Source organism: Herbaspirillum sp. SJZ107, from assembly GCF_006715485.1.
In the GTDB taxonomy this organism is placed as follows: domain Bacteria; phylum Pseudomonadota; class Gammaproteobacteria; order Burkholderiales; family Burkholderiaceae_D; genus Telluria.
In genome coordinates this window covers 252,037-271,228 of the sequence record NZ_VFNH01000004.1, presented here as the reverse complement: position 1 = coordinate 271,228, position 19,192 = coordinate 252,037, and the positions used below count along the sequence as shown (strand labels likewise).

The 19,192-nt window shown below is 65.5% G+C and carries 19 protein-coding genes and 1 tRNA gene; 6 read left to right on the top strand and 14 right to left on the bottom strand.

All coding sequences use genetic code 11. From position 1 onward, the window contains the following. Positions 1–20: 20 nt before the first annotated feature. The 6 genes from pheS to FBX97_RS24250 form a co-directional block, all read right to left on the bottom strand. Positions 21–1,037 (bottom strand): phenylalanine--tRNA ligase subunit alpha, encoded by a 1,017-nt coding sequence (gene pheS, locus FBX97_RS24275; protein ID WP_141837540.1) that lies wholly within the window; start codon positions 1,035–1,037, stop codon positions 21–23. Positions 1,038–1,159: 122 nt separating this feature from the next. After that, positions 1,160–1,522: a 50S ribosomal protein L20 gene (rplT, locus tag FBX97_RS24270; RefSeq protein WP_141837538.1), complete on the bottom strand. Its 363-nt coding sequence runs from the start codon at positions 1,520–1,522 to the stop codon at positions 1,160–1,162. A 20-nt stretch (positions 1,523–1,542) separates the two neighbouring features. Next, on the bottom strand, positions 1,543–1,743 hold the full coding sequence (rpmI, locus tag FBX97_RS24265; RefSeq protein WP_005667419.1) for a 50S ribosomal protein L35: 201 nt from the start codon (positions 1,741–1,743) through the stop codon (positions 1,543–1,545). Between the two features lie 322 nt (positions 1,744–2,065). After that, positions 2,066–2,590, bottom strand: a complete 525-nt coding sequence (infC, locus tag FBX97_RS24260; protein WP_141837536.1) for a translation initiation factor IF-3 — start codon at positions 2,588–2,590, stop codon at positions 2,066–2,068. Positions 2,591–2,643: 53 nt separating this feature from the next. Next, positions 2,644–4,554: a threonine--tRNA ligase gene (thrS, locus tag FBX97_RS24255; protein WP_141837534.1), complete on the bottom strand. Its 1,911-nt coding sequence runs from the start codon at positions 4,552–4,554 to the stop codon at positions 2,644–2,646. Positions 4,555–4,811: 257 nt separating this feature from the next. Next, positions 4,812–4,888: transfer RNA gene (locus FBX97_RS24250), tRNA-Val, on the bottom strand. Positions 4,889–5,027: 139 nt separating this feature from the next. Between FBX97_RS24250 and FBX97_RS24245 the strand changes: the two genes are divergently transcribed. The 4 genes from FBX97_RS24245 to FBX97_RS24230 all read left to right on the top strand — a co-directional run bounded on the left by FBX97_RS24245 (position 5,028) and on the right by FBX97_RS24230 (position 7,918). Next, on the top strand, positions 5,028–5,942 hold the full coding sequence (locus FBX97_RS24245) for a cation diffusion facilitator family transporter (protein WP_141837532.1): 915 nt from the start codon (positions 5,028–5,030) through the stop codon (positions 5,940–5,942). Positions 5,943–6,041: 99 nt separating this feature from the next. After that, positions 6,042–7,022 (top strand): NAD(P)/FAD-dependent oxidoreductase, encoded by a 981-nt coding sequence (locus FBX97_RS24240; RefSeq protein ID WP_141837530.1) that lies wholly within the window; start codon positions 6,042–6,044, stop codon positions 7,020–7,022. After that, on the top strand, positions 7,019–7,348 hold the full coding sequence (locus tag FBX97_RS24235) for an H-NS histone family protein (RefSeq protein ID WP_255517622.1): 330 nt from the start codon (positions 7,019–7,021) through the stop codon (positions 7,346–7,348). The genes FBX97_RS24240 and FBX97_RS24235 overlap by 4 nt, the downstream gene beginning before the upstream one ends. Before the next feature lie 96 nt (positions 7,349–7,444). After that, positions 7,445–7,918, top strand: a complete 474-nt coding sequence (locus tag FBX97_RS24230) for an MgtC/SapB family protein (protein WP_141837528.1) — start codon at positions 7,445–7,447, stop codon at positions 7,916–7,918. A gap of 85 nt (positions 7,919–8,003) precedes the next feature. On the opposite strand, the gene FBX97_RS24225 is transcribed toward FBX97_RS24230, so the two are convergent. The 6 genes from FBX97_RS24225 to FBX97_RS24200 all read right to left on the bottom strand — a co-directional run bounded on the left by FBX97_RS24225 (position 8,004) and on the right by FBX97_RS24200 (position 14,014). Beyond that, the gene (locus FBX97_RS24225; protein ID WP_141837526.1) at positions 8,004–8,630 is read right to left on the bottom strand and encodes a hypothetical protein; all 627 of its coding nucleotides are present in this window, start codon (positions 8,628–8,630) and stop codon (positions 8,004–8,006) included. Further along, entirely contained in the window at positions 8,627–9,580 is a 954-nt protein-coding gene (locus tag FBX97_RS24220; RefSeq protein ID WP_141837524.1) for an MlaD family protein, read from the bottom strand. The genes FBX97_RS24225 and FBX97_RS24220 overlap by 4 nt, the downstream gene beginning before the upstream one ends. 14 nt (positions 9,581–9,594) lie before the next feature. Further along, positions 9,595–10,401 carry an ABC transporter permease gene (locus tag FBX97_RS24215; RefSeq protein WP_255517621.1) on the bottom strand — a complete coding sequence of 269 codons (807 nt, stop codon included), beginning with the start codon at positions 10,399–10,401 and terminating at the stop codon, positions 9,595–9,597. Positions 10,402–10,477: 76 nt separating this feature from the next. Beyond that, positions 10,478–12,727: a bifunctional (p)ppGpp synthetase/guanosine-3',5'-bis(diphosphate) 3'-pyrophosphohydrolase gene (locus FBX97_RS24210; RefSeq protein ID WP_141837523.1), complete on the bottom strand. Its 2,250-nt coding sequence runs from the start codon at positions 12,725–12,727 to the stop codon at positions 10,478–10,480. Positions 12,728–12,736: 9 nt separating this feature from the next. Beyond that, on the bottom strand, positions 12,737–13,087 hold the full coding sequence (locus tag FBX97_RS24205; RefSeq protein ID WP_141837521.1) for a RidA family protein: 351 nt from the start codon (positions 13,085–13,087) through the stop codon (positions 12,737–12,739). 48 nt (positions 13,088–13,135) lie between these two features. Beyond that, positions 13,136–14,014, bottom strand: coding sequence for an alpha/beta fold hydrolase (locus FBX97_RS24200; RefSeq protein ID WP_141837519.1), 879 nt, complete (start codon positions 14,012–14,014; stop codon positions 13,136–13,138). 157 nt (positions 14,015–14,171) lie between these two features. On the opposite strand from FBX97_RS24200, the gene FBX97_RS24195 reads away from it, so the two are divergent. Both FBX97_RS24195 and FBX97_RS24190 read left to right on the top strand, forming a co-directional pair. Next, entirely contained in the window at positions 14,172–14,966 is a 795-nt protein-coding gene (locus FBX97_RS24195; RefSeq protein WP_141837517.1) for a 3-hydroxybutyrate dehydrogenase, read from the top strand. Further along, positions 14,966–15,343 carry a hypothetical protein gene (locus FBX97_RS24190; RefSeq protein ID WP_141837515.1) on the top strand — a complete coding sequence of 126 codons (378 nt, stop codon included), beginning with the start codon at positions 14,966–14,968 and terminating at the stop codon, positions 15,341–15,343. Before FBX97_RS24195 ends, FBX97_RS24190 begins: the two co-directional genes overlap by 1 nt. A 147-nt stretch (positions 15,344–15,490) precedes the next feature. Here the strand turns inward: FBX97_RS24190 and FBX97_RS29885 are convergent, their stop codons facing one another. Further along, entirely contained in the window at positions 15,491–16,075 is a 585-nt protein-coding gene (locus FBX97_RS29885) for a cohesin domain-containing protein (RefSeq protein ID WP_221631865.1), read from the bottom strand. Between the two features lie 80 nt (positions 16,076–16,155). After that, positions 16,156–19,167: a M12 family metallo-peptidase gene (locus tag FBX97_RS24180; RefSeq protein ID WP_221631864.1), complete on the bottom strand. Its 3,012-nt coding sequence runs from the start codon at positions 19,165–19,167 to the stop codon at positions 16,156–16,158. Between the last annotated feature and the right edge of the window lie 25 nt (positions 19,168–19,192).

Here is a 19,192-nt window from a genome sequence, read left to right as displayed (position 1 = left end):
GATGGTTTGCGTTGTTCTTCTTAATTGAACTGTTTCAGGAAGCGCAGATCGCCTTCATAAAACAGACGCAAATCGTTGATACCGTAGCGCAGCATGGTCAGGCGCTCGAGGCCGGAGCCGAACGCGAAACCGATGAACTTTTCCGGATCCAGGCCGAAATTGCGCACCACGGTCGGGTGCACCTGGCCGGCGCCCGACACTTCCAGCCAGCGGCCCTTCAGCGGACCGGAGCCGAAGGCGATGTCGATCTCGGCCGACGGTTCGGTGAACGGGAAGTAGGATGGACGGAAGCGGACCTGCAGGTCGTCGGTCTCGAAGAAGGCCTTGACGAAGTTCAGGTACACGCCCTTGAGGTCGGCAAAGCTGATGTCTTCGCCGATCCACAGGCCTTCGACCTGGTGGAACATCGGCGAGTGGGTGGCGTCGCTGTCGACGCGGTAGGTGCGGCCCGGTGCGATCACCTTGATGGGCGGCGTATGCGTGCGCGCATAACGCACCTGCATCGGGCTGGTATGCGTGCGCAGCAGCAGCGGCTTGCCGGTGCTGTCATTGCCTTCGATATAGAAGGTGTCCTGCATCGAACGCGCCGGGTGGTTTTCCGGGCTGTTGAGTGCCGTGAAGTTGGTCCAGTCGGTCTCGATTTCCGGGCCGTCGGCCACGTCGAAACCGATGGAGCGGAAGATCTGTTCGACCCGTTCCCAAGTGCGCATGACCGGATGGATGCCGCCGATGCCGCGGCCGCGGCCCGGCAGCGTGACGTCGATCGCTTCGGCATTCAGGCGCGCCATCAGCTGGGCGTTGGCGAGGTCTTCGCGGCGGGCGGTCAATGCCTGTTCGATTTTTTCTTTGGCAGCATTGATCAGGGCGCCCTGCGCCTTGCGCTGGTCCGGGTCGAGCTTGCCCAGGCCCTTCATCAGTTCGGTCACCTGGCCGGTCTTGCCCAGGTATTTCGCTTTAGCGTTTTCCAGCGCGGCAGCGTCCTGGGCGGCGCCAAAGTCGGACTGGGCGGAGACGACGAGTTCTTCCAGCGAGTTCATTGCGTGTTCTTTTCCTATTGAAGGGCGGGAGGCGCCAGAAACAAAAACAGGGCATCGGTCGTGAAACCTTTGCCCCGTCCTTTTTGCGCCGCATCGCTGCGGCGCTATGGTTCGCTCAGCGATTAAGCAGCAGCGACTTGTGCCTTGACGGTGTTCACGATAGCGGCAAATGCCGGCTTGTCGTTGACAGCCATGTCGGCCAGGACTTTACGGTCCAGTTCAATCGCGGCTTTCTTCAGGCCGTTCATGAATGCGCTGTAGGTCATGCCGTGCGAACGCGAAGCTGCGTTGATACGGGTGATCCACAGTGCGCGGAAAACGCGCTTCTTGTTGCGGCGGTCGCGGTAAGCGTACTGGCCAGCGCGCATGACTGCTTGCTTGGCAATACGGAATACCTTGCTGCGACGGCCACGGTAGCCTTTGGCAAGTTCAAGAACCTTCTTGTGACGGGCACGTGCAGTAACCCCACGTTTTACTCGAGGCATATTCGCTCCTTAGTGTGAGATTAGACGGCCGACGGCATCATGCGGTAGACGCTCGTGACGTCCGATGCATTGATGTTACGGGTGCCACGCAGCTGGCGCTTGTTCTTGGTGGTCTTCTTGGTCAGGATGTGACGCTTGAACGCCATACCCGATTTGACGGTACCACCCGGACGCACGCGAAAACGCTTTTTCGCGGAGCTTTTGGTTTTCATTTTCGGCATAGTCATCTGCCCTTTTATAGGCAGCCTCATATGTAACAGGATTGCAGGTGGCAGCAACGCTGCTCTTGGATGCCTGCTTTCACTTGTTTCTGCAGCGGAAGCGAGTCCACTACAGTCTTGCATTCCCGCATCTCTCGAAACGGGAACCGCAGATTCTACCACAAGTTTGATTCCGGAGGAATGGTTCGGCCTGCAGTTGATTGCACGACGCAACGAGCGTGAAACGGGAATAGGCCGGTGGCGGGACGCAGGATCACCCTGCGGCCCGCCACCGGCCCCACTCTGTCCAGCCATCACGGCGAATGCCGCGCCGCGCAGAAGCTTACTTTTTCTTCTTCGGGCCGACGACCATGATCATCTGGCGGCCTTCCAGCTTCGGGAACTGCTCGACCACGCCATACGGCTCGAGGTCGCCACGCAGACGCTCCAGCATGCGCTGGCCGATGTCCTGGTGGGCCATTTCGCGGCCGCGGAAACGCAGGGTGATCTTGGTCTTGTCACCCTCTTCCAGGAACTTGATCAGGTTGCGCAGCTTGATGCTGTAGTCACCCTCGTCCGTACCCGGACGGAACTTGATTTCCTTGACCTGGATGATCTTCTGCTTCAGCTTCGCTTCGTGCTGTTTCTTCTGCTCCGAATACTTGAACTTGCCGTAGTCCATGAGACGGCAGACCGGCGGAACCGCGTTCGGCGCGATTTCCACGAGGTCGACGTTCGCTTCTTCAGCCAGACGGAACGCTTCGGCCAGGCTCACAATGCCCAGCGGCTCGTTGTCCACACCGTTCAGACGCATTTCCGGATAGGTGATTTCGCCATTGATGCGATTTGAAGACTTGTCAGTAGCTATTTTGTTTCCTTTGGTAGTTGATTATGTTCGGCCGTTCCTCAAGGCGGAAACGATCACTTCGCCTTGGATGCCACCTCGCCCAGGAGGCGTTCCAGCAGCGCATCGACGGACATCACGCCCAAGTCGACATTGCCGCGCGCGCGAACGGCCACAGTGTTGGCATCCCGCTCTTTATCGCCGACAACGAGGATGTACGGCAGTTTTTGGACGGAATGCTCACGGATTTTATAGGTAATCTTCTCGTTCCGCAAATCAGCGTGAACACGCAAACCGGCGGCTTTCAGTCGGGATTCCACCTCTTTCACATAAGATGCTTGCGAATCCGAGATATTCAAGAGGGCGACTTGCACCGGGGCCAGCCACAGCGGCAGCGCACCGGCATAGTTCTCGATCAAGATACCGATAAAACGCTCCATCGAACCGACGATCGCGCGGTGCAGCATCACCGGCACCTTGCGGGTATTGTCTTCCGATACATACTCGGCGCCGAGGCGGCCCGGCATCGAGAAGTCGACCTGCATGGTGCCGACCTGCCACGGACGGCCGAGGCTATCCTTCAGGTGGTACTCGATCTTCGGACCGTAGAAGGCGCCCTCGCCCGGCAGCTCGGTCCATTCCACGCCGCAGCCGCGCAGTGCCGAACGCAGCGCTTCCTCGGCCTGGTCCCAGACTTCATCGGAACCGATGCGGTTTTCCGGACGCAGCGCGATCTTGACGTCGATGTTCTCGAAGCCGAAATCTTCATATACCTGCATCGCCTGGGCGTGGAAAGCCACGACTTCCGGCGCGATCTGCTCTTCGGTGCAGAATACGTGGCCGTCGTCCTGGGTAAAGCCGCGCACGCGCATCAGGCCGTGCAGCGCGCCCGACGATTCATTGCGGTGGCACTGGCCGAATTCGCCGTAGCGCAGCGGCAGGTCGCGGTAGGAACGCAGGCCGGCGTTATAGATCTGCACGTGGCCCGGGCAGTTCATCGGCTTGAGCGCATAGGTGCGGCTCTCGGACTCGGTCGTGAACATGTTTTCACGATAGTTGTCCCAGTGACCAGTCTTCTGCCACAGGCTGACGTCGATGATCTGCGGCGCCTTGACTTCGTTGTAGCCGGTGATCTGGTAGGTCTTGCGCATGTACTGCTCGACCTGCTGCCAGATGGTCCAGCCTTTCGGGTGCCAGAAGATCAGGCCCGGGGCTTCGTCCTGGAAGTGGAACAGGTCGAGCTGCTTGCCCAGCTTGCGGTGGTCGCGCTTCTCGGCTTCCTCCAGCATGTGCAGGTATTGCTCCTGGTCTTCCTTCTTGGCCCAGGCAGTGCCGTAGATACGCTGCAGCATCTCGTTCTTGGCGTCGCCGCGCCAGTAGGCGCCGGCCAGCTTCATCAGCTTGAACACTTTCAGCTTGCCGGTCGACGGCACGTGCGGGCCGCGGCACAGGTCGGTGAAACCGCCTTCCGAATACAGCGACACGTCCTCGTTCGCCGGGATCGAGGCGATGATCTCGGCCTTGTAGTCTTCGCCGATCGACTTGAAGTAGGCGACGGCTTCGTCGCGCGGCAGCACCTTGCGGGTGACCTGCTCGTCCTTCTTGGCCAGCTCGGCCATCTTCTTTTCGATCGCGGTCAAGTCTTCCGGGGTGAACGGACGCTTGTACGAGAAGTCATAGTAGAAGCCGTTCTCGATGGTCGGGCCGATCGTGACCTGGGCTTCCGGAAACAGTTCCTTGACGGCATACGCCAGCAGGTGGGCGGTCGAGTGACGGATCACGTCCAGGCCTTCCGGATCGCGGTCGGTGACGATCGCCAGGTCGGCGTCGGACTCGATCAGGAACGAGGTGTCGACCACTTTACCGTTGACCTTGCCGGCCAGCGCAGCCTTGCCCAGGCTCGGGGCAATGCTCGAGGCCACCTGGGCCACCGTGACCGGTCCTTCGAATTGACGGCTGGAGCCGTCGGGGAGTCGCACGTTCAGCATCTTGATCTCCTTGTCGGCGCCCTGTCGCGCCCGCTAAGTAAATGAAATGATTAAAAGAATTGAAACTAAAAATCTTTGGACGAAAAAAAACGCGCACCAGGCGCGTTCATTTCAGTGTTGTAGAGCTTTTTCGAGACAAAAGCACACCAAACCGCGTCTAGCGATTCCCCCACAACCAAGTTGTAGTTCGCGGTGTCATAACCGTGGATGCCTTTCTCGCTCTTACATATGGGAACCGTGAAGTTCCCGAGATGTTCTGGTGGGCGGTGCAGAATTCGAATCTGCGACCCCTTGGATGTCGACCAAGTATTCTAACCAGCTGAACTAACCGCCCGTGTGCCGCTATTATAGGGAGTCGGCGCCGGTTATGCAAGGCACGCATGAATTGATGAGCAAACCGGCATCGGCGCGGACTTGGCGCCCCACCCTGCAGGTATACTTCATGCTGTTTATTTTGATGACCTGCCTTCCCCATGTCCCAGCAACCCGCCTCCTCCGCCCACCTGCACGCCCACCTCGACGGGGACGCCCGGCACGCCCACACCATCGAGGGCCGCAGCCAGGGGGCGCTGGCGATTGCGCTCGGGCTGACCCTGCTGTTCGCGCTGATCGAAGTGGTGACCGGCTTCATGTCGAATTCGCTGGCGCTGATTTCCGACGCCGGCCACATGACGACCGACGCCGCCGCCCTCGGCCTGGCGCTGATGGCCCAATTCATCGCCAAGCGCCCGCCGTCGGCACGCCACTCGTTCGGCTTCGTGCGCGCCGAGGCGCTGGCCGCCTTCGTCAACAGCCTGGCCATGCTGCTGCTGGTGTGCTGGATCGTGTACGAAGCCGGCAAGCGCCTTGTGCATCCGGAAGCCGTCGGCGGCGCGACCGTGTTCGTGGTCGCCTCGATCGGCGCCGCCATCAACATCCTGGTGGCCTGGGTGCTGTCGCGCGGCGAGCAAAGCATCAACACGCGCGCCGCCCTGGTCAACGTGCTGGGCGACCTGCTCGGGTCGATCGCGGCAATCGCCGCCGGCGCCATCATCCACCTGACCGGCTGGGTACGGATCGACCCGATCCTGTCGATCTTCGTGTCGCTGCTGATCCTGCGCTCGACCGCCGGCATCCTGCGCGAGTCGTATCATTTCCTGATGGAAGGCGTGCCGTCCCAGATCGACTACCTGCAAGTGGGCGCCGACCTGGCGCGGGTGCCGGGCGTGGTCTCGGTGCACGACCTGCACGTGTGGGACATGTCGCCCGGGGAGCCGGCCCTGATCGGCCACCTGCAGATCGAGAACATGGCGCGCTGGCCGGAGGTGCTGCAGGCGGTGCGCGGCATGCTGCTGGACAAGCACGGCATCGACCACGTGACGCTGCAGCCCGAAACCCACAATCACTGAGCCCCAGCCCCTGGAGCTGGACACATGTAAGCCGGGTCCGACCCGGCAGCGGGTGGCACGCCGACAGGACGCGCGCGGCGGCTTGTGGATAATGTAAACATGCCAAGCTTATCTCATGTCTACGATACCCTGATCATCGGCGGCGGCCCCGGCGGCCTGACGGCGGCCATCTACCTGCGCCGCTTCACGCGCAACGTCGCCCTGGTCGACAAGGGCAACAGCCGCCTGCGCCTGATCCCCGTTTCGCACAACTACCCCGGCTTCCCCGAGGGTGTGCCCGGACACGCCCTGCTCGGCAACCTGACCGCCCAGCTGGAACGCTACGGCGGCTCGGTGATGCCGGGCGAGATCCTCGATCTGCGCATCGAGGACGGCCATTTCGTTGCGGACTACGCGGCCGAGGATGCCCCCGCGGGTGAGCCCGTGCAGATCCGCGCCCTGACCGTGCTGCTGGCCACCGGCGTGGCCGACGTCGGCCTGCCGGTCGAGAACTGGCGCGAGGCGGTCGCCTTCGGTTCGGTGCGCCTGTGTCCTGTGTGCGACGGCTTCGACGTGATGGACAAGCGCATCGCCGTCGCCACCGCCGAGATCAACCCGGTCGGCCACGCCCTGTTCATGCGTACCTTCAGCGCCGACGTAACGCTGTTCGAGCGCGGTCCCGCGTCGATCCTGACCGACGACGACCGCCGCCGCCTGGACGCCGCCGGCGTGCGCTACATCGATTCGCCGCTGCTGTCGGTCACGCTGGACGCCGCCATGAAGCCGGTGATGCACACCGCCGACGGCAACGATCACCCGGCCGACGTGTTCTACCCGATGCTGGGCGAAAACGCGCGCTCCGGCCTGGCTGCCAAGCTGGGCGCCGAAACCGCCCATTGCGACGAACTGGTGGTCGACAGCCATGGTGCTACCGCAGTACCAGGCCTGTATGCGATCGGCGACGTGACGGTCGGCCTGAACCAGATCGCGGTGGCGACCGGCCAGGCGGCGCGCGCCGCCACCCACATCCACAACCGTCTGCCGCCGGCCCTGCGCGCCGCCCAGGCCGCCAGCCCGCTGGCGCTGCACCGGGCGGCATGATGGCGAAGACGGCCAAACCCGCGCAAGCGCCGGGCGTCGACCTGGCCGACTACGACCTGGGCGAGCTGAAGGGCTTGCTGTTCGAGGTCGGCCAGGCGATCAAGGAACGCCAGCGGCGCGACGTGGCCGAGGCGCGCGAACGCATCATTACGATTGCGCGCGGCGCCGGCCTGCCGGCCGAGAAGCTGCTGGACGGCGCCGCCGTCCTGCCGCGCTACCGCAACCCGGACGACGCCAGCCAGACCTGGAGCGGCCGCGGGCGCCAGCCGAAATGGGTGGCGGATGCGCTGGCAGGCGGCAGGACGCTGGACCAGCTGAAGTTCTAGCTTCCCTCGGCGCGATCTGCCGTCCCTCGACTATAGGGCGCCGCCCGGCGCCCCGTACTGGCATCATCGAGCCTTGGCAATGGGAGGAGTCAGGGTGTGTGGGAACGGATCTGGGCAACCACGGTAGAAGAATTTTCGGACCTCGGCAACGCCGAGGACATCACGCGGATCGTACTGCGCCTGCTGGTGGCGATGGCGCTGGGCGGCCTGCTCGGCTATGAGCGCGAATCGATCGGCTCCCCGGCCGGCCTGCGCACCCACATGCTGGTCTCGCTCGGCTGCGCGCTGTTCGTGCTGATCCCGGTCCAGGCCGGGATGGAGATCGACGACCTGTCGCGCGTGCTGCAGGGCGTCACGGCCGGCATCGGCTTCCTGGGTGCCGGCGCCATCCTCAAGCAGCACGACAGCAAGGATATCCACGGCCTGACCACCGCGGCCAGCGTCTGGACCACGGCGGCGATTGGCGTCGCCGCCGGCATGGGGCGCGAGTCGTCGGCGATCGTCAGTGCGGTGTTTGCCTTTGTGATCCTGTCGATTTTGCGGCGGGTGTCGAAGCAGCGCGATACCTGAGGCGCCGTCCACGCAGTCCGCGGCGCAGTTGTCGGATCCGCAATCGACCATGCCAGGTCGACCATGACATCATGGCGCAATGTCTTCAATTTCCCGCAACCAGCGCGATGCGCTTGCGCACCCGCTCGACAGCCGCCCCATCCCCCGCCGCCTGCGCGCGCTTCTCCTGCACCCCGAGCCAGGCCAGCAGCGGCCGCCGCCAGCCCTGCTCCGACGCCGTCTCCACCGCCACGCCGATATCGGCCGGCGTGAGACGCCCGGCGCGCAGCAGGGCGCCGGCCGCCACCAGGCGCGCCAGCGGATCGGCCACGCCGGCCAGCGTGCCGCTTGCCACGACCGGGCGGTGCTGTGCCGGTAGCAGCCCGGCATCCAGCCCCTGCCAGCGGCCTTCCAGGTAGGCCGCGTAGGCGCGCTGCGCCGGCGTCGCGTCAGGCGCGATCGCCGCAAAGCCCGGACAATCGGTCTCCAGCGCCGCCACCTGCACCGCGCAGCGCACCAGCTCGGCCTGGGCCACGCGGTCGAAGCGGCCGGTGCTGGCGGTCTCGCGCCGCGCCCGCGCGAATTCGGCATCGGCGGCCGGCGTGTCGCCTTTCAGCCAGGCGTCGGTGTAGCCGTCGAGCGCATCGCGCGCACTCGGCTGCCAGCTCGGCGGCTGGGGTTTGCTGGCGCAACCGGCCAGCGCCAGAACCAGCATCACATAGACACGCTTCATGGCAGCTTGATCTCCGATTCGCTCTTGAATGGCCATTTGCGGTTGATCTGGTCGACCAGCCGGTTCACCTTGCGCAGGCTGGCGTCGACTTCACCGCGCAGCCGGCCCAGGTCCTGGGTCGCCACGCGCGCGTTGGCGCCGACCGCCTGGGCTTCGACCAGCACCGCATCGACCTTCTGCAGCGTGGTGCGGGCGTCGGCCAGCATGCCGTTCAGTTCGCGCACCGCGGCCTGAGTGTCGTCCATCACGCCGTTCCTGCCGAAGACGCGCTGGTCGGTCTTGGCCAGCAGGGTGTCGACCCGCTGCAGCGTCTGCAACAGCTTCTGCGCCTCGGCATCGCCGCCCAGTGCCGTCCCGAGCACGCCGTACTTGCCGGTCAGGCGGCCGCTCAGGGTCTCGACGTTGGCGAGCGTGTTGTCGATCGAGGAACCGGATTGCGTCAGGGTCGTCAGGTTTTCCAGCAGCGTGCGCGCGCTGGCCAGCAGGCGCGGGATCTCGGCGCCGGCGTCGCCGCGCAGCACCGGGCGCTGGGCCTTGTCCGGCAGCGGCGGGTCGGTCAGGACGCCGCTGAAGGCGCGCAGCCGGGTCTCGCCGACCACGCTGCTCTCGAGCGTGAACACGCTGGTGGTGCGCAGCCACTTGGCGTCGTCGCGCGGGATGTCGACCCGGATGTTGACCTTGCCGTCCGCCCCCAGGCTCACCTGGCGCACGCGCCCGATCGGGAAGCCGGCGAAGGTCATGTCCATGCCGGGAATCACGCCTTCGGAATTGTCGGCCACCAGGGTCAGGGTCTGGGTCTTTTCGAATACGCCGCGCGCGTACATCACGTACAGCACGAAGGCGGCGATCAGGGCGCCGATGGCGACCAGCAGGATCAGGGCCTTGGCTTCGACATGTTTCGGCTCGTCGGGGGCGGCGGGGGCGGTGGGCGTGGTGACGGGATCGGCCATAACGTCCTTTCGGGTTAGATATATTTGAGGACCAGCGAACCGGCCTCGATCAGCAGCAGCACGAACAGCAGTCGCAGCGCGCCCGGCTGCACGCTGGAGCGGTGGCGGCGCGCGTGGCGCAGCAGTTCGAGCAGCGCGGCGCTCGGGATCACCGCCACGGCCAGCCCGAACAGCACGGTCTTGAACACGAAGCCGGCGGTGACCACCGGATCGAACACCCGGCCCACGGTGCGCGTGTAGTCGGGGATGCCCCAGGGCGACAGGCCGTACACGTTGAGGTAGGCCAGCACCAGCACGATCACGCTGCTGACCATCGCCAGGCTGAGCACCGAAAAGGCGTTGGCGAATACCTGCGGCACCAAGTCGCGCCGCACCTTTTTCAGGGTCTCTTCGGTCGCTACCGCAGCTGGCACCCCTGCCCTGGCCAGGCCCATGGCGGCGGCGTCGAAGGCCATGCCGGCGCGCAGTGCGGCGAACAGCGCGGCCGACAGCGGAATCAATTCCAGTACCAGTACCCGCACCACCATCTCCAGCGCGTAGCGCGACAGGCCGTAGCTCTGGGCCGTGACCAGCACGATGCGGATCACGACCAGGCTGACCAGTGCGGTCAGCATCGTGAACCAGGGCAGCACCTGCCAGGTGCTGGCGTAGATGTGGCGCGCCGTGGCCAGGCGGTTGGCGCGGTTGTAGGTCGAGGGCGACAGCGCCATCACCAGCGCCACCGCGCCCAGGTGCAGCATGTGCCACCAGCCGGCCAGCCAGCGGGCGGCGTGCACGCCCCAGTGACGCGGCTTGATGTACAGGAGAGCGGATAGGGACATGGTCACATGATACGGTGCAGGAAGGGTGCCCTCCCGATATGTATCACATCGGAAGGACGCTTACTGTTCGCTGTCATCATTGACGCCGGGCTTCCTGCACGCCACCCACTTCCGCAATTGCCGCCAGGGCCTTCTGCAGCTGCCCGGTCGAGCTGATCTCGGCCGTGAACACCATGCGCGCCAGGCCCCTGCTGCTCTGGGTATTGACGCCGGTGACGTTGATCTTCTCGCGCGTCAGCACTTCGGAGATGTCGCGCAGCAGGCCCTGGCGGTCGCTGGCCAGGATGAAGATGTCGATCGGGTAGACCGTTTCCTTGCCGGTGCTGCCCCACTCGGTGTCGAGCACGCGCTCGGGCGCCTTGGACGCCATCTCGGCAAAGTTCTTGCAACTGGCGCGGTGGATCGACACGCCCTTGCCGCGCGTGACGAAGCCGACGATCGGGTCCGGCGGCGCCGGCTTGCAGCACTTGGCCAGCATCGTCATCAGGCCTTCGGTGCCGACCACCAGCACGCCCGACTTGGCACCCTGCTCCACGCTCGAGGCGCGGCTCTTGTTGACCACGGCGGCGTCTTCGGCCTGGGGCGCCGGTTCGGCCGATTCGTGCAGCGCGGCCTCCACATGGCGCAGGCTGAACTTTTCCTTGGCCACGCTGATGAACAGGTCGTCGACCTTGGCGAAGCCCAGCTTGTGCGCCAGCGCTTCCAGGTTGACCGCGGTCTTGCCTTCGCGCTGCAGCGATTTCTCCACCAGCGCGCGGCCGTTGGCCAGGGTCTCTTCCAGTTCCTGCGCATGGAACCAGGCGCGGATCTTGGTGCGGGTGCGGCTGCTGACCGTGTAGCCGGGGCTGAGCCAGTCGCGCGACGGACCGGCGCTGCCGGCCGGACCCTTGGCGGTGATGATCTCGCAGGTCTGGCCGTTCTTGAGTGCCGTGTTCAGCGGCACCATCACGCCGTCGATGCGGGCGCCGCGGCAGCGGTGGCCGACTTCGCTGTGCAGGTGGTAGGCGAAGTCGATCGGGGTGGCGCCCACCGGCAGCTCGAGCACGCGCGCCTGCGGCGTCAGCACGAAGATGCGGTCGTCCAGCGTGGTCGACTTCAGCTTTTCGACCCACTCGCGCTGCAGTGCCTCGTCGCCGGCGCCGGTGACGGCGTCGGCCACTTCGCTCTTCCAGGCCAGCAGCTGGCGCAGCCAGGCGATCTTTTCGTCGTACTCCTGGCTCTTGAAGTTGGAGCCGCCCTCTTCCTTGTAGCGCCAGTGCGCGGCGACGCCGTTTTCGGCCAGGTTGTGCATTTCCTGGGTGCGGATCTGCACCTCGAGGGGGCGGCCGTCGTCTGCGTTCACCACCGTATGCAGCGACTGGTAGCCATTCGGTTTCGGCCGCGAGATGTAGTCGTCGAATTCTTTCGGGATCGGGGTCCAGATGTTGTGCACCAGGCCGAGCACCGTGTAGCAGGTGCGCACGTCGGCGACGATCACGCGGAAGGCGCGCACGTCGTACAGCCCGGAGAAATCCAGCTCCTTGCCGCGCATCTTCTTCCAGATGCTGTAGATGTGTTTCGGGCGGCCGCTGACTTCCGCCTTGATGCCGGCCGCCGCCAGCTCGTCCTCGAGGCGCTTGATCGCCGATTGCACGAAGCTTTCGCGCAGCATGCGCTTTTCTTCGAGCATCTTGGCGATACGCTTGTAGGTATCGGGGTCGATCATGCGGAAGGACAGGTCTTCCAGCTCCCACTTGAGCTGGAAGATGCCGAGGCGGTTCGCCAGCGGCGCGTACAGGTCCAGCACTTCGCGGCCGTAATTATGGGTCATCTCGTCGAAGCGTTTCTGCTCGGCGAAATGGCGCAGGCTGACGACACACGAGGCCAGCCGCACCAGCACCACGCGCATGTCGGACGCCATCGCCAGCAGCATCTTGCGCAGGGTTTCCACCTGCGCCATGGCCTGCTGCTGCGCATTCTTGCCGCGCCCCACCGGCGCCTGAGCGGCCGTCAGGTCGCGCAGGCGGATCAGCTGGTGCACGCCGCGCACCATGTCCGAGACTTCGCGGCTGAAGCGGTCTTCCAGCTTCTCGGCCTGGAGCGGGTCGGCCATGCACAGCTCGAACAGCAGGCCGGCCATGCGGGTCTCGGCATCGGCGCGCAGCACGGCGAGCGTGCCCGCGACCCCGAGCGAGAACTCGAAGGCGCCCTGGCCCCAGCCCGTCAGGCGGTCGCCATACGCCTCGCCGGCAAAGTCGAGGGCGGCCTGGACGCGCGCGGAGTCGTCCGGACCGAGACCGTGCAGCAGTTGCGTGCTGGCGTCGCCGAGCGCGGCAATCGATACCATGGGCGCGCCTTACGGCTGGGCCGCGACGATCACGACCTCGACCAGGCAGGCGGGGTTGGCCAGCTTCGCTTCGACGGTGGCGCGCGGCGGCGTGTTGCCCGGCACGACCCACTCGTCCCACACGGTGTTCATGCCGGGGAAGTCGGCCATGTCGGCGATGTAGATCTGGGTCGACAGGATGCGCGTCTTGTCGCTGCCGGCTTCCGCCAGCAGGCGGTCGACGTGGCCCAGCACTTCGCGGGTCTGGCCGACGATGTCCTGGGAGGTGTTTTCGGCGATCTGGCCGGCCAGGTAGACGGTGCCGTTGTGGATGGTGATTTCGGACAGGCGTTTGCCTACGTGCAGTCGTTTGATTTCCATGGTTTCTCTAGTCGTGTTACACAAAAAAAGCTAAATTTCAGTCCCGGCTCAGCCGGTCAGGAAGCGCCGCGCCAGCGCGATCTGGTCGGGCTGCAGGAAGGTCGGCGCATGGCCGACGCCGGCCAGCTCCACCAGTTCCGGCTGCGGCCCGCGCCGCGTCATTTCCTCGGCCGTCGCGCGCGACAGCAGGTCGGACAGCTCGCCGCGCACCAGCAGCGTCGGGCAGCGGATCGCGTCGTAGGCGGCCCACAGCTGGGCTTCGTCCTGTTGCGCGCGTTCCGGCGTGATCGCGGCGAAGGGCTTGGCCAGGCCCGGGTCGTAGTGGCGCGTCCACGCACCGTCCGGTTCCTGCACCAGCACGTCGCTGGCCAGCTTGTGCCACTGCTCGTCGCTGTGCGGGCCGAAGGCACTCGACACTTCGCGCACGAAGGCAGCGCCGGCGTCGAAGCTCGGGAAGCGCAGGTCCTGGCCGATGTAGTCGCCGATGCGCGCCATCGCCACCGGATCGAGCACCGGGCCGATATCGTTCAGCACCAGCCGTTCGATCGGGCTGTCCTCGAACGATGCAAGGATCATGCCGATCAGGCCGCCCATCGAAGTGCCGAACCAGTGCACGCGCTCGTCGGCGTTGTTGGCCGTGACGCGCGCGACCAGGGTCACCATGTCGGCCACGTACTGCGGCACCGTGTAATACGCCGGGTCGCGCAGGCGTCCGGAACGGCCGCGCCCGACCACGTCCGGGCACACCACCCGGTAGCGGTCGCACAAGGCGCGCGCCAGCGCATCGAAATCGTCGGCCACGCGCGTCACCCCGTGCACGCACACCAGCACATGCGGGTTCGCCGGGTCGCCCCACTCCTTGTATGCCATGCGATGCAGGCCGGCCGGCGAGCTGCATTGCACGGATGACAGCCTTGGTTCGCTCATCTGGTAGTCCATTCTCGTTCTGCACGACGCGCGGCGCACATCGCACATTAGTCGGCCGCCAACATTTTAACCGGCGGAGCGATTAGAATTCTACCAAGTCTGGCCAGGATGACCCGACACAGCCCTCCATATGCCCAATTACACGAACGAGGAACGCATGAAATCCACCTTACTGAGCGGGAAAACCGCCCTGGTCACCGGCTCCACGTCGGGCATCGGCCTCGGCATTGCGCGCGCGCTGGCCGAACAGGGCGCCAACATCGTCTTCAACGGCTTCGGCGACGCCCAGCAGATCGAAAAGCTGTACACCGACATCGGCCAGGAATTCGGCGTGCAGACCGCCTACCACAACGCCGACATGTCGAAGCCGGCCGAGATCGAGGCAATGATGGCCTTTGCCGCCGAAAAGTTCGGCGGCGTCGACGTACTGGTCAACAATGCCGGCATCCAGCACGTGGCCAACGTCGAGGATTTCCCGCCCGAGAAATGGGATGCGATCATCGCCATCAACCTGTCCTCGGCCTTCCACACCACGCGCCTGGCCCTGCCCCACATGAAGCAGAAGAACTGGGGCCGCATCATCAACCTGGCCTCGGTGCACGGCCTGGTCGGCTCCGCCGCCAAGTCGGCCTACGTGGCGGCCAAGCACGGCCTGGTCGGCTTCACCAAGGTCACCGCGCTGGAAAACGCCCAGACCGGCGTGACCTGCAACGCGATCTGCCCGGGCTGGGTGCTGACGCCGCTGGTGCAGAAACAGGTCGACGACCGCGCGGCGCGCGAAGGCGTGTCCAACGAGCAGGCCAAGAAGGCCCTGCTGATGGAGAAGCAGCCGTCGGGCGAATTCGTCACGCCGGAAGAGCTGGGGGCGCTGGCGGTGTTCTTCTGCTCGCCGGTCGCGGACCAGGTGCGCGGCGTGGCCTGGAACATGGATGGGGGCTGGGCGGCGCAGTGATGGACGATCCTATCCACGTCCCCGGCCTGCGCGAGGCCTGTGAAGAGCTGGCCCACGTGGTGCTGGCCTCCGGCCAGCCGCAGGTGTCGCGCGACATCCTGGAAACGCTGGCGTCCCGGTTCGAGGCGGAAGCCGCGGACTTCGCCGCGCTGGTGGCCGGCAACGGCCGCGACACGGCGCTGCTGACGCGCGCGGTGCACTATTTAATAGATGCACATGCGCTGCCGCTGATGGGGACCGACATGGAATGGTTCCGGCAGGCGCTGAATTGCCTGGTCGAGCTGGCGGTACCCGGGATCGCGCTGTCGGCGAAGGGGGCCGCGTTCCTGGAGGATGTGGCGGTGGGGATCGAGCAGTCGATGCAGGATCTGGAGTAGTCGAACTTCTGAACGTCGCCCCCGCGAAGGCGGAAAGAGTGCCACTGGCACTCTTCCCCCCAAGTTCGGTGCTCAGTGCGAAATTTGCGGCAATTCGCGTAACTTGGGTCCCCGCCTGCGCGGGGACGACGTGCTAAGGCAGTTGATTCAAGCCATTGCAGCCGAAGCGCTGACACGGCGGCGGCGCAGCGCACCCGCAGCCACCAGGCCGGCACCGATCAGCATCCAGCTTGCCGGTTCCGGCACGTCGCCGGTCGGCACTTGCACCGTCACCGCACTGTTCCCGATGGTCGTGGCGATGTCGCCGCCATTCGTGTTGAGCAGCAACACGTCTGACAGGGTCAGACCCGAGTAACCCGCCGCCACGGTGTCGAAGGTGAAGTACGCCAGGGTACCGCTGCCGCTCACGCTCGCGCCCCCGAAGGCGATGCCGGTCACGAACGAGATCGAGTTCGGCGTCTCGAAGCTGTAGAACTCGTCGGTCATGGCGCCACCGCTGCTCAGGAAACCACCGGCCGTGTAGCCGGTAAAGTGCAGCATCCTCTGGTCGTAGCTCAGCGAGAACTGATAGGTCGACAGGTCGATCACGTCCGACAGGTTCACGGCAACGCTGATCGTCGAACCCTGTGTCGTGACCGCCGGGGTCGGCGTCACCGACAGCGTGGTTGCCCAGGCTTGCACACAAGCCATGCTCAGCAGCGCTGCGCCAAGCGATTTTTTCCATCCCATCATATTTTTTCTCCTTGTGCCTCTATGGCAGATTCGTTCTGCCGCCGGCCGGAAACGCATCCGGCCGGCGGCTGCATCGTTTGTTATTTGCAGGACAGGCCTTGCGGCAGGCGCAGGGTCACGTACTGCAGGTCACGCGCGTCGATCGCGCCGTCCTTGTTCACGTCGGCACGTGCGTCGTAGCCGGGCTGGCCCGGCCGCTTGCCGAGCGAAGCCTTGACGATGCCGTAGTCGGTGCAGCTCACGGCGCCGTCGCCATCGACGTCACCCGCCACCGGCTGCGGCGCTGCCTGCTGGATCGCGAAGTTGGCATTCGACACGTCGAAGAACACGTTGCCGACCGCTTCCACCTTGATGCGCGCGCTGCTGGTCACGACGGCCGGCAGGGTGACGCTGGCGCTGCCGTTGTTCGGCACGCTTGCCGCCAGCACGGTCGGGAAGGTCAGGCCACCGTCGGTGGACAGCGAGATCTTGACGTTGTCGACCGACACCGGGGCCACGTTGGTGTTGGCCACGCTCCAGGTGATGGTCTGGGTGCTGCCGCCATCCACGGTCACGCCGCTGCCGTTGAACGAGTTGACCAGGAACGGACCGGCGGCCGGGGCCAGGGTCAGGGTCGTGGTAGCGCTGTTGACGCCGCCGCGGCCGTCACGCGCCGTCAGCTTGAAGTGCAGCGACGCCGGGCTGGCGTTGACGCCGGCGAAACCGACATAGGCCGCGGTCGGCAGGAACTCCGAGAAGCAGTCGATCTGGGCTGCGGTCGGCGTGGTCGATGCGGTCGGGCAAGCACCGGTTTCAGCGTTGGTGTTGTTGATCAGGATCTGCGCCATGTCCGGGAACACGCGGGTCGGGTTGCCGTCGACGTGGTTCTCGCCCGGCGAATCGTACTGCAGCGTGCCGGTGCTGGTGACGACGGCGCGGGTGCCGAACTGGCGGAACAGCGGCCCGTTGGTCTTGGTGTTGCTGACCAGGCCGGTGCCGGTCGCAGCGCCGCGGTCGTTCTGCTCCCACATGTAGGTCACTGCATCGCCGTCCGGGTCGGTGGCGCTGCCGGTCAGGGCGAACGGGGTGCGCACCGGGATCGTGTAGCCGTCCGGCACCGTCACGGCCGGCGCGCGGTTGGTGGTGGCCGAGACGCTGCCGTTGCGGGTGGTCGGGCCGCCGGCGGTGATCTCGCCGACGTAGCCGGTCACGCCGGCGGTCGGGTTGACCAGTTGCAGGCTGGCGATGTTGGTATTGGCCAGCGTGCCGCCGAAGGTGACGGTGAAGGCGGTATCGGTGACGGACGAGACAGTCGCCGTGGCGCCGGCCGGCCAGCCCGGAATCGCCTGGATCGCCGCCGCGATGCCGGTCGTGGTGTAGTTGCTTCCGCGCACGATCGGTGCCGACACGCCGCCGTTGAAGCTCAACTGGAATTGCTGGCCGTTGGTGGTGAAGTTGGTCAGCACGCCCATCTGGATTTCGCTCAGCAGGTTTTCGGCGCCCGAGGTGTAGGTCGTGATCTCGTCGAAGCTGCGCTGCGACCAGTACGGATCGCTGTGCGGCTGCAGGTCGTCAGTGCCGCAGATGCCGGCATAAGCCATGATCGACGAGCCGCTGCCCGGCTCCACCGAGTTGGCGGCGCTGCGGTTGCCGCCGGAGCAGTTGACCTGGGTACCGTTGAAGGTGTGGTTGCCGGAGAACTGGTGGCCCATCTCGTGCGCGACGTAGTCGACGGCGTAGAAGTCGCCCACTGGGGTCGGGATACCGGTGCAACCCTGTGCCTTGGCGTCGCGGCCGACCACGCCCAGGCTGGCGATGCCGCCGCCGTTCAGGCCGAGGCCGATGTGGCCGATGTCGAAGTTGCTGGCGCCCGCCAGCAGGCCGGCCACCACGCGGTTACGCGACAGCAGGCTGCTCGAGCAGGTCGATGCCTGGCTGGTGGTGTAGCAGGCCGAACCGCCGCAGGGACCGTTGGCGCCGGTCATCTCGGCAGCGGTGTCCAGGTTCAGGTTGTCGGTGGCATCGATCAGCACCAGGCGGATCGAGGTTTCTTCTTCGTAGATCTGGGTGACGCGGTTGATCAGCGTGACCTTGGCCGCGGTCACGTTGTTGGCGCCCACGTAGGTGGCGTACGACGGGTCGGTGACCAGCGCCAGGCGATAGGTGCGCAGCTGGTCGCCGACCGCGCGCGCGCTGACGTCGGCATCGACCACCAGGAAGGAGGCTTCGGCGGCGGTACCGTTGCTGGCACTGACCGAGAACGCGCCCGAGCGGACGCCGGCCGGCAGCGTTACGCTGATGTTGCCGCTCTTGTCGGCAACGGCGCTCAGGGTTTGCAGCGGCACCTCGTCGCCTTCGGCGCGCACGGCCAGTTCGACGCTGGCACCCGGCTTGAAGCCGGAACCGCTCACCTGCACGCTGTCGCCCTGGTTGTACAGGCTGCGCGACAGGGTCAGCTGCGATTCGTCCAGATGGCCCTCGACCAGCGGCGCGCGCGGGTTGACCAGGTCGGCGCGGCTGTAGGCGGCGTAGACGCTGGTATCGTTCTTGTAGTAAGGATCGACGTACCAGCCGCCGTTGGGCGAGCGCACCGACGCGTGCAGGCCGAGCGGGGTGATGTCCATGCGCAGCGTAGCGTTCGGGTCATCCAGGCCCTTGCCGCGGTAGGTCTTGATTTCGGGGTGCTTGGCGGCGAGGCCTTCTTCCATGATCGGCGATTCTTCCAGCACGAAGCGCTGGAAGCTGCCGTCCGGCGCCGGCAGCGAGATGGTCAGCGAACTGGCGACCGCGCGCGATTGCTCGCGCGGCGCGGACGCCGTCAGCGACTGCATGCCCGGCAGGTCGAGGGTGGTGGCATGGAAGCGCGACAATTGCAGTGCCGGCGCCTTGGCCGACGTCGTGCGTGCCGCGGAAGTTCCGGCCGACAGGCTCTGCCAGAACGGGGCGGCGCGCTGTCCCAGCACCGCTTTCGCCGCGGGTTTGGTCTGCGCCTGTGCAGCCGGGGCCGCGACCGTGAAGGCCAGGGCGACGCAGACTGCGAGGGAACTCATGCTGGGGATACGGCGGGTGGCTTGTGGCCGGGTGCGCTGCAGGGTCGAACACTTCGTTTTCATGCGATGCCCTCTCTGAACTGATGGT

Excerpts from the sequence above, each read along its gene's own strand:
- pheS (WP_141837540.1), bottom strand. The coding sequence starts at position 1,037 with ATGAACTCGCTGGAAGAACTCGTCGTCTCCGCCCAGTCCGACTTTGGC.
- rplT (WP_141837538.1), bottom strand. The coding sequence starts at position 1,522 with ATGCCTCGAGTAAAACGTGGGGTTACTGCACGTGCCCGTCACAAGAAG.
- rpmI (WP_005667419.1), bottom strand. The coding sequence starts at position 1,743 with ATGCCGAAAATGAAAACCAAAAGCTCCGCGAAAAAGCGTTTTCGCGTG.
- thrS (WP_141837534.1), bottom strand. The coding sequence starts at position 4,554 with ATGCTGAACGTGCGACTCCCCGACGGCTCCAGCCGTCAATTCGAAGGA.
- FBX97_RS24245 (WP_141837532.1), top strand. The coding sequence starts at position 5,028 with ATGTCCCAGCAACCCGCCTCCTCCGCCCACCTGCACGCCCACCTCGAC.
- FBX97_RS24240 (WP_141837530.1), top strand. The coding sequence starts at position 6,042 with ATGCCAAGCTTATCTCATGTCTACGATACCCTGATCATCGGCGGCGGC.
- FBX97_RS24235 (WP_255517622.1), top strand. The coding sequence starts at position 7,019 with ATGATGGCGAAGACGGCCAAACCCGCGCAAGCGCCGGGCGTCGACCTG.
- FBX97_RS24225 (WP_141837526.1), bottom strand. The coding sequence starts at position 8,630 with ATGAAGCGTGTCTATGTGATGCTGGTTCTGGCGCTGGCCGGTTGCGCC.
- FBX97_RS24220 (WP_141837524.1), bottom strand. The coding sequence starts at position 9,580 with ATGGCCGATCCCGTCACCACGCCCACCGCCCCCGCCGCCCCCGACGAG.
- FBX97_RS24215 (WP_255517621.1), bottom strand. The coding sequence starts at position 10,401 with ATGTCCCTATCCGCTCTCCTGTACATCAAGCCGCGTCACTGGGGCGTG.
- FBX97_RS24210 (WP_141837523.1), bottom strand. The coding sequence starts at position 12,727 with ATGGTATCGATTGCCGCGCTCGGCGACGCCAGCACGCAACTGCTGCAC.
- FBX97_RS24205 (WP_141837521.1), bottom strand. The coding sequence starts at position 13,087 with ATGGAAATCAAACGACTGCACGTAGGCAAACGCCTGTCCGAAATCACC.
- FBX97_RS24200 (WP_141837519.1), bottom strand. The coding sequence starts at position 14,014 with ATGAGCGAACCAAGGCTGTCATCCGTGCAATGCAGCTCGCCGGCCGGC.
- FBX97_RS24195 (WP_141837517.1), top strand. The coding sequence starts at position 14,172 with ATGAAATCCACCTTACTGAGCGGGAAAACCGCCCTGGTCACCGGCTCC.
- FBX97_RS24190 (WP_141837515.1), top strand. The coding sequence starts at position 14,966 with ATGGACGATCCTATCCACGTCCCCGGCCTGCGCGAGGCCTGTGAAGAG.
- FBX97_RS29885 (WP_221631865.1), bottom strand. The coding sequence starts at position 16,075 with ATGATGGGATGGAAAAAATCGCTTGGCGCAGCGCTGCTGAGCATGGCT.
- FBX97_RS24180 (WP_221631864.1), bottom strand. The coding sequence starts at position 19,167 with ATGAAAACGAAGTGTTCGACCCTGCAGCGCACCCGGCCACAAGCCACC.